Origin of the sequence: Streptomyces sp. DT190 (assembly GCF_049846985.1) — a bacterium.
Lineage (GTDB): Bacteria > Actinomycetota > Actinomycetes > Streptomycetales > Streptomycetaceae > Streptomyces.
Map to the genome: position 1 here is coordinate 1 of NZ_JBNCNM010000023.1, position 12,233 is coordinate 12,233.

A 12,233-nucleotide genomic window follows, 5' to 3' on the forward strand; every position below is an offset into this window, starting at 1 on the left:
CGACTTGCGTGCCGACTGACTGTTCGTTGACGCGCCAACCGCTGCGGGCGGACACCCCCCGACACGGCCCCTTGCGTGCGTCGGGCCCTTCCGGTTTCGGTGTTCAGACGCCGTAGTGGCCGCGCAGGCGCCCCTGCGCCGCCTCGTCCGCGCCCACGCTGTCCAGGCCCAGCAGTGCCGCCCCCAGGACCGGGCTCGCCGTGACCACGTGGGGGACCGCCTTGGGAGCGCGCTCCGTGAGCAGGTGGCGGATGTCGTCGTCCAGTTGCGGGTGACGGGCCGCCAGGACGCCGCCGCCCAGGAGGACCGGGGTCTCCTCGGACAGCAGGTCGAGGCGGGTGAGGGCCACCACCGCCATGGCGACGACCTCCTCGGCCTGGCGGCGCACGAGCGCGCGGGCGGTCTCGTCCCCGGCGGCGGCCGTCGCGAACAGGACCGGTGTCAGCTCGTGGCGGCGGGCCGCCGGGATGTGTTCGAGGTGCAGTGCCTCGACGAGGGCGTACACGGAGGGGAGGCCGAAGTGGGCGGGGAGGGTGCGGGTCAGGGCGGTGGGGGTGCCGCGGCCGTCCTCCGCCCGGGAGGCGTGCCACAGGGCCTCCTCGGACAGGCCCCAGCCGCCTCCCCAGTCGCCCGAGACCCGGCCGAGCGCGGGGAAGCGGGCCGTGCGGCCGTCGGGACGCATGCCGACGCAGTTGATGCCGGCGCCGCAGACGACGGCCACACCGCGCGGTTCGGTGACGCCGGCCCGCAGGATGGCGAACGTGTCGTTGCGGACCGTCACCGACCCGGCCCAGCCGCGGGCCCGCAGCGCGGCCGCCAACTGCTCCTCCTCCACGGGGAAGTCGGCGTTGGCCAGGCAGGCCGAGACGTGGGTGACGGAGGTGAGCCCGGCGGCGGCCAGGGCCTGTGTGACGGGCGCGGCCAGGTCCCGCATCGCCGTGTCCAGGCCCACGGCCGGCGGGCGGAAGCCGCCGCCGCGCGCCGTGGCCAGGACCTCGCCGTCGGCCGTCACGATCGCCACGTCCGTCTTGCTGTTGCCCGCGTCGATCGCGAGGACATGTGCGGTCAGGCCCACGCCAGGTGCTCCCGGTTGTGTGCGATGAGTCGGTCGGTGAGCGTCTCGGCGTATTCGTACTGGGCGATGAGGGGGTGGGAGAGCAGGGCGCGGAAGACGCGGTCCCTGCCGCCGTGCAGGGCGGCTTCGAGGGCCAGGTGCTCGTAGGCCGTGACGTCGGCCGTCAGGCCCGCGTAGAGGGGGTCGACGGGGTGGACGGGGAGAGGGGCCGCGCCCTTGGTGCCGACGGCCGCCTGGACCTCGATCACGGCGTCGTCGGGCAGGAACGGGAGCGTGCCGTCGTTGTACGTGTTCACCACCTGGTACGGCGTGCCGCCGCCGCCCAGCAGGGCCGCGGCCAGGTCCACCGCCGCCTCCGAGTAGTAGGCCCCGCCCCGCTGGGCGAGCAGCTCCGGCTTCTCGTCCAGGGCCGGGTCGGCGTACATCGCCAGCAGGCGCCGTTCCATGTCGGCCACTTCGGCGGCCCGGGAGGGCTTGGTGCGCAGCTCCCGTACGACCTCGTCGTGGGCGTAGAAGTAGCGCAGGTAGTAGGAGGGGACCACGCCCAGGGTGTCGAGCAGACGGTGGGGCAGGCGCAGGTCGGCCGCGATGGTCGCGCCGTGGTCGGTGAGGAGCCGGGGGAGGACGTCCTCGCCCTCGGGGCCGCCCAGGCGTACGCCCGTCTCCCAGGTGAGGTGGTTGAGGCCCACGTGGTCCAGGTGGAGCTCGGACGGCTCCACGGAGAGCAGGGCCGCGAACTTGCGCTGGAGGCCGATCGCCACGTTGCACAGGCCGACCGCCCGGTGGCCCTCCTGGAGCAGGGCGCGGGTCACGATGCCCACCGGATTGGTGAAGTCGATGATCCAGGCGTGCGGGCTGGCACGGCGTACCCGCTCGGCGATGTCCAGGACCACCGGGACCGTGCGCAGGGCCTTCGCCAGGCCGCCGGCGCCCGTGGTCTCCTGGCCCACGCAGCCGCACTCCAGCGGCCAGGTCTCGTCCTGCTGACGGGCCGCCTGACCGCCCACGCGCAGTTGCAGCAGGACCGCGTCCGCGCCGTCGACCGCCGCGTCGAGGTCGGTCGTGGTGGTGATGCTGCCGGGGTGGCCCTGGCGGGCGAAGATGCGGCGGGCCAGGCCGCCCACGAGCTCCAGGCGGTCCTGCGCAGGGTCCACCAGGACCAGTTCCTCGACGGGCAGGGTGTCCCTCAGACGGGCGAAGCCGTCCACGAGTTCGGGGGTGTAGGTCGAGCCTCCGCCGACCACGGTGAGTTTCATGTGCCTAACCCTTCACTCCGGTGAGCGTGACACCCTCGACGAACGCCTTCTGGGCGAAGAAGAACACGAGGATCACGGGGGCCATGACCAGCACGGTGGCGGCCATGGTGAGGTTCCAGTCGGTGTGGTGGGCGCCCTTGAACGACTCCAGGCCGTAGGAGAGCGTCCAGGCGCCCGGGTTCTCCGAGGCGTAGATCTGCGGGCCGAAGTAGTCGTTCCACGCGTAGAAGAACTGGAAGAGCGCCACCGCCGCTATACCCGGCCTGGCCATCGGGAGAACGACCCTGAGCAGCGTGCGCAGTTCGCCGCAGCCGTCCACCTTGGCCGCGTCGACGTACTCGTCGGGGATCGTCGTGAGGAACTGGCGCAGGAGGAAGATCGAGAAGGCGTCGCCGAACGCCATGGGGATGATCAGGGGCCAGAGCGTGCCGGACAGGTCGAGCTGCTTCGCCCAGAACAGGTACATCGGGACGACGACCACCTGCGGCGGCAGCATCATCATCGAGATGACCAGCATCAGGGTGAGATGGCGGCCGCGGAAGCGGAACTTGGCCAGGGCGTAGGCGACGGGGATCGAGGACACGACCGTGAGGACCGTGCCCAGGCCCGCGTAGAGCAGGGTGTTGCGCCACCACGTGAGGAAGCCGGGGGTGTCGAAGACCTTGGCGTAGTTGCCCCACTCCCAGGTCCGCGGGACCAGGTCGCGGCTGAGCGCCTGGCTGTCGCTCATGAGGGAGGTCAGCAGGACGAAGACGAAGGGGAGCGTGAAGAAGAGGGCGGCGGCGATGCCCAGGGAGTGGACCGCCGTCCATTCCAGGAACGCCTTGCGGCGGGCCGTGCGCCGCGCGGGTGTGGGGGGTTCCTTCTCCAGGCCCAGGGGTCTTTCGAGTACGTCGGTCATCGCTCACCTGCCTGGATCAGGCCGCCCCTGCGGCGCATCAGAAGTGCCGTGAAGGCCATGGAGAGGGCGAACAGGACCAGGGCCACCACGCAGGCCGAGCCGTAGTCGAAGCGCTGGAAGCCCAGGTTGTAGACGAGCTGGGGGAGGGTGAGGGTGGACTGGTCCGGGTAGCCCGGCTCGAACTGCGTTCCCGCTCCCTGGATCACGCCCGAGGCGACCTTCCCGGCGATCAGCGGCTGCGTGTAGTACTGCATCGTCTGGATCACGCCCGTGACCACCGCGAACATGACGATCGGGGAGATGTTCGGGAGCGTGACGTAGCGGAAGCGCTGCCAGGGGGACGTGCCGTCCAGCTCCGCCGCCTCGTACTGCTCCTTCGGGACGTCCAGCAGCGCCGCCATGAAGATCACCATCAGGTCGCCGATGCCCCACAGCGCCAGCAGGGTCAGGGCCGGCTTCGACCAGGTGGGGTCGTTGAACCAGCCGGGGGCCGGCAGGCCCACCCCTTCGAGGATCGAGTTGACGGGGCCGGTGCCGGGGTTGAGCAGGAAGGCGAAGGCCATCGTGGCCGCCACGGGCGGGGCCAGATAGGGCAGGTAGAAGAGGGTGCGGAAGACGCCCGTCGCCGTCTTCACCTTGGTGATCAGCAGGCCCACGCCCAGGCCGAAGGCGACCCGGAGCGTGACCATGACGACGACCAGCCAGAGCGTGTTGCGCAGGGCGGGCCAGAAGAGCGGGTAGTGCTCGAAGACGTACGCCCAGTTCTTCGCGCCGACCCACTCCGGCGGCCTGAAGCCGTCGTAGCGCATGAAGGAGAAGTAGACGGTGGAGAGCAGGGGGTAGGCGAAGAAGACCGAGAAGCCGATCAGCCAGGGGGAGAGGAACGCCAGGGTGCGCAGTGCCGAGCGGCGGCGTTTCGCCCGCAACGTGTGCGTGCTCATGGCTTACTTCGCCTGCGCGATGTCCGTGTCGATCTGCGCGGCCGTCTTCCTCAGGCCCGCCTTGAGGTCGGTGGCCTTGCCGCTCTCGTAGTCGTAGCCGAACTGCTGGATCGTGGTGAGGTAGACGCCGCCGTTGACGGAGGCGGGGGCGGTGGTGGAGTTCGGGTTCGCGGCGATCTCCAGGAACGTCTTGAAACGCGGGTCGTACTTCAGCTTCGGGGACTTCAGGGCCGCCAGGGTCGAGGGCACGTTGTGGATGGCGTTGGAGAAGTTCACCACCGCGTCCGTGTCGGTGGTCATGTACTTCACCAGCTCCCAGGCCGCGTTCTGCTTCTTGCTGGTCGCGGCGATACCGGCGATCGTGCCGGTGATGTAGCCCTTGCCGTACTGGTCGGCCTGGTCGTCGGGGACGGGCAGCGGGGCCACGCCGATCTCGAAGTCCGGCTTGGTGTCCAGTGCCATGCCCAGGCGCCACTCGCCGTCCAGCTGCATGGCGACCTGGCCGGTGTGGAAGGGGTGCATGGGGCCCCACTCGTCACCGAGCTTCGAGCGGTACGTCTCCAGCCTGCGGTAGCCGCCGAGGGTGTCGACCAGCTTCTTCTGCATCCGGAAGGCCTTCTCGAAGGCCGGGTCCTTGCCGACGGTGGACTTGCCGTCCTGGTCGAAGTAGGTGGGGGAGAACTGGCCCAGGTAGTGCTCGGTGGTGGTCTCCCAGCCGTGGTAGTTCGGCATGAAGCCGAGCTGCTTGTAGCTGCTTCCCTGAGGGATCGTCAGCTTCTCGGCGACCCGCTCGAACTCCGACCAGGTCTTCGGCGGGGCGGTGACACCGGCCTTCTCGAAGGCCGTCTTGTTGTAGTAGAGGCCGTAGGCGTCGCCGAGCAGGGGCACCGCGCAGCGGTTGCCCTCGAACTGCGTGTACTCGTTCATGGCTTTCGGGAAGGTCTTCTCCGGGTCGATGCCCGACGTGTCGAAGAAGGGGTTGAGGTCCACCAGGGCGCCGGAGGAGCAGAACTTGCCGACGCTGTTCGTGGTGAACGACGAGATCACGTCCGGGGCCTTGCCGCCGCCGGCGCGCAGGGCCTGGTTGATCTTGTCGTCGGTCATGTTGCCGACGACGTCGACGTGGAGGTTGGGGTGCGCCTTCTCGAAACCGGCGACCAGGTCCTCGACGGCCTTCACCTCCGAGGGCGCACTCCACGCGTGCCAGAAGGTGAGGGTCGTCTCCTTCGAGGCGTCGTCGCTCGCGCCGGCGCCGGACTGGCCGGTGCAGGCGGTGGCGAGGAGGGCGAGGGAGGCGGAGGCGGCGAGGGCGAGAACTGCTCTTCCGGACATTCCGGGCATGGCGAAGCTCCCTGGGTACGGGGGAAGGAGGGGAGGACGAGGAGGGGGTGGGTCAGTGGGAGGTGCGGTCAGCGGGAGGTGTCGAAGACCTCGTCCCGTGTCGTCGCGAGCGCGCTCTCCAGCGCGCCGCGCAGCACGGGGTCTTCACGGACGTCGCCCACGACCAGGCGCGGACGGGGCGCGGCCAGTTCCTCCAGCTCGGCCTGGACGAGCGCGCGCAGCGGCTCGCCGCCCGAGGTGAGGGCCGCGCCGCCCAGGACGACGAGCTCGGGGTCGAGGACCGACACCAGGGAGGCCAGACCGGTGGCGAGGCGTGTCGCGTAGGTCCGCAGGAGGCTGCGGTGGGCGTCGTCGCCGGCCTGCGCGGCCCGGGCCAGCAGTTGTGCGGCGGCCTCGGCGTACGGGCCCTGGGGGATGTCGTCGATGCCGAGGTCACGGGCCAGGCGCGGGACGGCCTGGGAGCCGGCCAGCTCCTGGTAGCCGCCGCTGTTGGCCTTGGTCACCTGGCGGACCAGGGGCGCGCCCGGCACCGGCAGGAAGCCGACCTCGCCGGCGCCGCCGGTCCAGCCGCGGTGCAGCCGGCCGCCGAGCACCAGGGCGGCGCCCAGGCCCTCCTCGTTCCACAGCAGCACGAAGTCCGCGTGGCCCCGGGCCGCGCCCAGGCGCTGCTCGGCGAGTGCGACCAGGTTGACGTCGTTCTCGTACTCGAACGGCATCGGCAGGGCGGCGGCGAGCTCGTCCAGGAGGGTGGGGGAGTGCCAGCCGGGCAGGTGGGAGGCGTAGCGCAGACGGCCCGTGGTGGGGTCGAAGGCGCCGGGGGTGCCGATGACGAGGCGGTGGATGTCGTCACGGGCCAGACCCGCGGCCTTCACGGCGCCGTCCAGGGCGTCGGTGACCTGCTGCACGACCGGGGTGCCGGTGCGCCGGCCGGGGGTGGGCAGTTCGAAGCGGCCGATCGTGCGGCCGGTGAGGTCGGCGACCGCGGCGAGGATCCGCTGGGGGGTGACGTCGAGTCCGGCGGCGTGCCCGGCGGCCGGGTTGACCTCGTAGAGCTGGGCGCTCGGGCCCGGGCGGCCCTCGGTGGTGCCGGTGGCCAGGACCAGGCCCGCCGCTTCCAGGCGGGCCAGGAGCTGGGAGGCGGTCGGCTTGGACAGGCCGGTGAGCTTGCCGATCCGCGTGCGGGACAACGGGCCGTGCTCCAGCAGCAGGTCCAGGGCGGCCCGGTCGTTCATGGCGCGCAGGACGCGCGGGGTGCCCGGCGTTCCGGCGGTTCCTGCCATGCGTGTCCACACCTGCCCTTCGGCTGCTCAGCTTCTCAGTGATCGGGGAGGGAAGTCCACCGGTTGTTGTTAGGAAACTTACCTAACGGATGCGGAGACCGTAGGGCGCCGCCGGGCCCGCGTCAAGGGGCCGGGTGCTCCGGGGTGGAGGGGGCGACGGGGGCGTGCGGGAACGGCGAAGGGCCCCCGGTGCTACCGAGGGCCCTGTGTGCCGTGCCGGCCGCTACTTGGTGACGCTCGGCGGCGGGGTGAGGGGCGTCGCCGTCTGGGACTGGGGCGAGGTGGTGCTGGCGTACACCGACGGCGCGGCCATGCCCGCCGTCGGGTCCGCGGGCGTCTCCTCCACCGGCGCCGTGGCACCGCCGACGATCCGGATGTCCGCCGCGTCGAAGGCCCGCTTCACACGCCAGCGCAGTTCCCGCTCCACGGTCAGGGACTTGCCCGGCATCGTCTTGGCCGACAGCCGCACGACCATCGAGTCCAGCAGCACGCTGTCCAGGCCGAGGACCTCGATCGGGCCCCACAGCAGCTCGTTCCAGGGCTCCTCGGCGCCCATCTTCTCCGCGACCTCGTCGAGCGTGGCCTTGACCTTGTCCAGGTCCTCGGAGGCGGCGACCGTGACGTCGACGTTGGCCGTCGCCCAGCCCTGGGAGAGGTTGCCGATGCGCTTGACCTCGCCGTTGCGCACGTACCAGATCTCGCCGTCGTCACCGCGCAGCTTGGTCACGCGCAGGCCCACCTCGATCACCTCGCCGGAGGCGACGCCCGCGTCGATCGTGTCGCCGACGCCGTACTGGTCCTCCAGGATCATGAAGACGCCCGAGAGGAAGTCGGTGACCAGGTTGCGGGCGCCGAAGCCGATCGCCACACCCGCGACACCGGCGGAGGCCAGCAGCGGGGCGAGGTTGATGTTGAACGCGGACAGGATCATCAGGGCCGCGGTGCCCATGATGAGGAAGCTGGCCACCGAGCGCAGCACCGAGCCGATCGCCTGCGAGCGCTGGCGGCGGCGTTCGACATTGACCAGAAGACCACCCAGCGGGCTGCCGTCCGAGCTCTGCGCCGTGCGGCTCATGCGGTCGATGAGCTTGGTGATCGCCCGCCGCACCGCGACCCTCAGCACGGCCGCTATGACCAGGACCAGCAGGACCTGCAGACCGATCGCGAGCCAGGTCGACCAGTTCTGCTCGACCCAGCCGGCGGCGTTCGTCGCGCTCTCCTGGGCGTCCTCAAGCGAGGGCACTCTCGGGGACTGCGTATCCGACGGGGTCGGCGACGGTGACGGGCCGGCGGCCCACAGGACGGCGTCCGCAACGGACAAGGACACGGCAGGTACCTCCAGGTGCAGCGGTCTGCCCCGGTGCGGTGGTTCAGGGGGGTCAAGGTCACGGCCGGGTCACCGAAGGGGCAGAACCACCACACTAACGGGGCATTGTGTGTGCCTTTGACGAATGTGTGAAGGAGAGACCGGACTCACCTGCGCTTGAACAGGCCATGCTCCTGGGGATCCTCAGGATGTGGTCGAAAACACTCCCAGCCCGTTACGGGGACATGGTGGCGCTTCCACCAGGCATGAGGGGAGACTGGCTACGAATCGTCCCGGCGCGAGCCACGCGCCGCCGGCGTCCAAGGAGGCATCCGTGCCGCATGTCCTGGTCCTCAACGCGTCGTACGAGCCGCTAGGCGTCGTACCGCTCCGCCGCGCGCTCGTCCTCGTCCTCGAGAACAAGGCCGTCTGCCTCGAGGAGTCCGGCGCCTATCTGCACAGCGCGACCGTCACAGTCCCCGCACCCAGCGTGGTCCGGCTCAAGCGATTCGTGCGGGTTCCCTACCGGGGGCCCGTTCCTCTCACCCGCCGGGCGCTGTTCGCCCGTGACGGGGGCCGGTGCATGTACTGCGGTGGTGTCGCAACCAGCGTCGACCACGTCGTCCCGCGCAGCCGCGGGGGCAAACACGTCTGGGACAACGTGGTGGCGTCCTGCCGCCGCTGCAACCACGTGAAGGCCGACCGGCACCTCGTCGAGATCGGCTGGCGGCTGCGCCACAAACCCGCCCCGCCCACCGGCCTGGCCTGGCGCATCATCGGGACCGGTCATCGGGATCCGCGCTGGTTGCCTTACCTGCAGCCGTACGGCGCGGACGACGCCTTGGCCCGGATCGACGGCATTTCCGCCTGACGACGATCCGGGCTTATCTGTAGGCGCGCGGCATTCCGCCGGGCCCGGGGGACCCCCGTCCTCCCGGGCCTCCCGGCGTTGCCGCTCACGCGTCCCGCAGCTCCCCGGGGCGCACCGAGCGGCGCAGCAGGGGCAGGGAGCCGGCCGCGGCCGGCAGGCAGGCGGCGCGGGCGGCGAGGGGCACCAGGGCGACGGCCCAGGGCACCGGCCGGCGAGCAGGGCGTACCAGGTGCCGACGGCCGTGCCGCCCAGGCCCGCCAGCAGCATCGCGAGGGCCGGCGGCAGCGCCGTCTCCAGCAGCAGGGCCCGGCCGAGCACCGCGCGCGGCACCCGGCGGCCACCACTGGCGCCCGTCGGCTCCTCGGGGTCATTCCGTGACGGCGTACGCCTCCGCCGACCACAGGGAGTACCCGTACGGAGTGGCCCGCTTCTCGCCCTGGACGCGGACGAAGCGCACGTCCCGCTCGTCCATGCGGACGCTCTCGTGGCCGCCCCGGCTGTCGCGCACGGTGGCCGCCGTGCGCCAGCGGCGCCCGTCGGGCGAGACCTGGACGCGGTAGGCCGAGGGGTGGGCGTCCTGCCAGCGGAGCACCAGCCGCCCGAGCCGCGCCGGGCGGGGCAGCTCGACCTGCCACCAGGCGCCGTCCTCGGCCGGGGACGACCAGCGGGTGGCCGGGTCGCCGTCGGTGGCCGCCGAGGCGGGGAAGTCGGGCGTCTCGTCGGCCGAGGAACGGGCCGTCCCGGTGCGGGCCAGGTCGGGCCCGCCGGTGGGCGGGAACGCCCGGACGGTGAGGGTGCGAGCGGCTCCCGCGAAACGCAGCCGGACGTCGTACGACCGGGCCGGTGCACCGCGCTCCACGGTCACCTCGACCGGCAGCTCGACGGTCGTGCCGCGCGGCACGACCGACTCGGCCCGCGGCACCCGCACCCGCACGCCCGGCGGCGCCTCGACGGTGAGCCGGCCGCGCGCGTCGGCGGGGCGCAGGGTGTCCAGCCGTGCCGTCAGCCGCTCGGTACGGCCGGTCTCCGTCTCCGCCAGGTCCCGGTCCAGGCCCAGCGCGACGGCGGGCGAGTCCGCGAACCAGGGCACGAGATGGCGCACCCGCGACGGCAGGGCGCCGCCGACCCGCACCGCCTCCACCACCGGCGCGCCGTCCGCAGCGCCCGTGCCCGGCGGCCGCACCTCGGTGGCCCCCGACGCCGCCAGCCGGCCCGCCTCCCGCCAGCCGAGCCCCGGGACCCGCACCTCCACGGTGCCCTCGGTCCCCGGCTCGGTCAGGACCGTCACGGCGGTCAGCGCGCGGGCGCGCGGGAAACGCAGGGTGCGGCCGTCGCCGGGGTTGCGCGGCGGCTCGTGGTCGATGCCCGACCAGGCCGTGTACGACTTCTGCGCCCGCCGCAGGAACCCGTCCAGGACGTCCGTGCCGACCTCGACGCGGGCCGACTCCAGGCGGTCGCGCAGGGCACCGAGCGTCCGGTACGCCCGCCAGGCCGCCGCCGCGTCCCCGGAGCTCTGCGCGTCGAGCATGCCGAGCGCGGCCGTGCCCGCCTCGCCGTAGCGGGACAGTTGCTCCGCCCAGGGCGCGACCTCGGCGGCGAGGCCCGTGCCCCGCAGCCGCCCGGGCAGTTCGCGCAGCACGGTGAAGGCCTGCCGCAGCCGCCGCGCGGCCTCCTCGCCGCCCGCCCCGCCCGTCGCCCGGGACCGCCAGTACGCCTCGGTCAGCGGCCGCAGGTACGCCGACTCCTCGTCGTCCAGCACCGACGACGCGTCGTTCCCGGCGAGCGCCGCCAGGGCCTGCTCGCGGCGCGGGTCCCCGCCCGCGAGGTCGGCGATCGCGGCCCGCCAGGACTCCCCGGGGCGGTAGCCGCGCGGGTTCCAGGCGTAGTCGGCGGCGGTGAACAGCGGGATGCGGGACGCCTCCGGCTGCTGCATGGCGTTGGCGAGCAGGGCGGCGGAGCCGGTCGCGACGGCCGGCTCGCGGCCCTGGTACGGGCCGAGGAAGAGGCGGCCGGGGGCGTAGTCGTTGACCGGGTAGTTGTCCATGGTGACCAGCGGGTGCCCGAACGCCGCGCGCGCCTCGGCCAGTTCACGGCCCGTGATGGTGCGGGGCACCACCCCGACGCCCGTCCAGGCCACCTCGACGCCCTCGGCCAGCTCGTCCGCCAGGGCCCGCCGGTAGGCGGTCGCGCCGTCCTCGTAGTACTCGGTCGGCATCAGGGACAGCGCGGCGGCCCCGGGATGCCGCCGCGCCAGGTGCCGGGCGACCGCGTCGGCCACCCGCGCCTGCGCCCGGGCGGCCGCCTCGGGCCCGGAGCCGAACCGGTCGGCGTCCGCCTCGCAGTGCCACTCGCTGTAGCTGACGTCCTGGAACTGCAGCTGGAACGCCCGGAACCCCAGCGCCCACATCGCGTCCAGCTTCCGGGTCAGCGCGCGCACGTCCTCGTCGGAGGAGAAGCACATCGCCTGGCCCGGGGCCACCGCCCAGCCCGGTGTGACGTGGTTGCGGCGCGCCCGCTCGGTCAGCTCCCGGAACGCGGCCCGCTGCGCCGCCGGGTACGGCTCGCGCCAGCGGGCCTGCCGGTAGAGATCGTCGCCCGGGGCGTACAGGTAGCGGTTCTGCTTGGTGCGCCCCAGGAAGTCGAGCTGCGCCAGGCGCTGCCGGTGCGTCCAGGCGGTGCCGTAGAAGCCCTCGGTGACACCGCGCACGGCGGTGCCGGGCCAGTCCCGCACGACGGCCGCCGCGATCGTGCCTTCGCCGGCGGCATCCCCTGGGCGCACCAGCTGCCGCAGCGTCTGCACGGCGTGGAACAGGCCGTCCGCGCCGGTGCCGGTCAGCAGGATGCCGCCGCCGCCCACGGACAGTTCGTAGCCCCCGGAGGGCAGGGCGTGCCGGTCGCCCGGGCGGGCGGGGCGCGTCCGCGCGCGCACCACCAGGGCGCCCGGTTCCGCGGTGTCGGTGATCCGGCGTGCCCCGGCGTGCCGCAGGAGCGCGCGCAGCGCGTCGAGGGCGTACGGATCGGCGTGTGCATCGGAAAGCAGCGCGACCCGTTCCGGCACGGCGACGGGAGCGCCGTTCCCGCGCAGGGACTGCGGACGCGGCCAGACGGACGGGAGCGGACCGGTGATGCCGGGGGCCGGCGCCGCGGCCGGTCCGGGCGGGGCGGGAGCCGCCACCGCGGCGGGCGCGCCCCCGAGGCTGCCGGCGACGACGGCGACCGCGAGGGCCGCCGCCCGCTTCCCGTGCCGCAGTCCCACAGGCCC

9 protein-coding genes are annotated in these 12,233 nt (G+C 73.0%); 1 reads left to right on the forward strand and 8 read right to left on the reverse strand.

The features are described 5' to 3' along the window. Positions 1 to 103: 103 nt before the first annotated feature. The 7 genes from ACPXCS_RS31155 to ACPXCS_RS31185 form a co-directional block, all read right to left on the reverse strand. A complete protein-coding gene (locus ACPXCS_RS31155; protein ID WP_425951205.1) occupies positions 104 to 1,075 on the reverse strand; it encodes an N-acetylglucosamine kinase in 972 nt (323 codons plus the stop codon). Continuing rightward, on the reverse strand, positions 1,066 to 2,331 hold the full coding sequence (locus tag ACPXCS_RS31160) for a 6-phospho-beta-glucosidase (protein ID WP_425951206.1): 1,266 nt from the start codon (positions 2,329 to 2,331) through the stop codon (positions 1,066 to 1,068). Before ACPXCS_RS31160 ends, ACPXCS_RS31155 begins: the two co-directional genes overlap by 10 nt. A 4-nt stretch (positions 2,332 to 2,335) precedes the next feature. Then, a complete protein-coding gene (locus ACPXCS_RS31165) occupies positions 2,336 to 3,232 on the reverse strand; it encodes a carbohydrate ABC transporter permease (RefSeq protein ID WP_425951207.1) in 897 nt (298 codons plus the stop codon). After that, positions 3,229 to 4,173 (reverse strand): carbohydrate ABC transporter permease, encoded by a 945-nt coding sequence (locus tag ACPXCS_RS31170; protein ID WP_425951208.1) that lies wholly within the window; start codon positions 4,171 to 4,173, stop codon positions 3,229 to 3,231. Before ACPXCS_RS31170 ends, ACPXCS_RS31165 begins: the two co-directional genes overlap by 4 nt. Positions 4,174 to 4,176: 3 nt before the next feature. Then, on the reverse strand, positions 4,177 to 5,514 hold the full coding sequence (locus ACPXCS_RS31175) for an ABC transporter substrate-binding protein (RefSeq protein ID WP_425951209.1): 1,338 nt from the start codon (positions 5,512 to 5,514) through the stop codon (positions 4,177 to 4,179). Between the two features lie 68 nt (positions 5,515 to 5,582). Further along, positions 5,583 to 6,794: an ROK family transcriptional regulator gene (locus ACPXCS_RS31180; RefSeq protein WP_425951210.1), complete on the reverse strand. Its 1,212-nt coding sequence runs from the start codon at positions 6,792 to 6,794 to the stop codon at positions 5,583 to 5,585. 223 nt (positions 6,795 to 7,017) lie between these two features. Beyond that, positions 7,018 to 8,121, reverse strand: coding sequence for a mechanosensitive ion channel family protein (locus ACPXCS_RS31185; RefSeq protein ID WP_425951211.1), 1,104 nt, complete (start codon positions 8,119 to 8,121; stop codon positions 7,018 to 7,020). A 313-nt stretch (positions 8,122 to 8,434) separates the two neighbouring features. Between ACPXCS_RS31185 and ACPXCS_RS31190 the strand changes: the two genes are divergently transcribed. Further along, complete coding sequence (locus ACPXCS_RS31190; RefSeq protein WP_333933352.1) at positions 8,435 to 8,971, forward strand: HNH endonuclease; 537 nt, start codon at positions 8,435 to 8,437, stop codon at positions 8,969 to 8,971. 367 nt (positions 8,972 to 9,338) lie between these two features. On the opposite strand, the gene ACPXCS_RS31195 is transcribed toward ACPXCS_RS31190, so the two are convergent. After that, entirely contained in the window at positions 9,339 to 12,227 is a 2,889-nt protein-coding gene (locus ACPXCS_RS31195) for a beta-N-acetylglucosaminidase domain-containing protein (protein WP_425951212.1), read from the reverse strand. Positions 12,228 to 12,233 lie beyond the last annotated feature (6 nt).

Excerpts from the sequence above, each read along its gene's own strand:
- ACPXCS_RS31160 (WP_425951206.1), bottom strand. The coding sequence starts at position 2,331 with ATGAAACTCACCGTGGTCGGCGGAGGCTCGACCTACACCCCCGAACTC.
- ACPXCS_RS31165 (WP_425951207.1), bottom strand. The coding sequence starts at position 3,232 with ATGACCGACGTACTCGAAAGACCCCTGGGCCTGGAGAAGGAACCCCCC.
- ACPXCS_RS31170 (WP_425951208.1), bottom strand. The coding sequence starts at position 4,173 with ATGAGCACGCACACGTTGCGGGCGAAACGCCGCCGCTCGGCACTGCGC.
- ACPXCS_RS31175 (WP_425951209.1), bottom strand. The coding sequence starts at position 5,514 with ATGCCCGGAATGTCCGGAAGAGCAGTTCTCGCCCTCGCCGCCTCCGCC.
- ACPXCS_RS31180 (WP_425951210.1), bottom strand. The coding sequence starts at position 6,794 with ATGGCAGGAACCGCCGGAACGCCGGGCACCCCGCGCGTCCTGCGCGCC.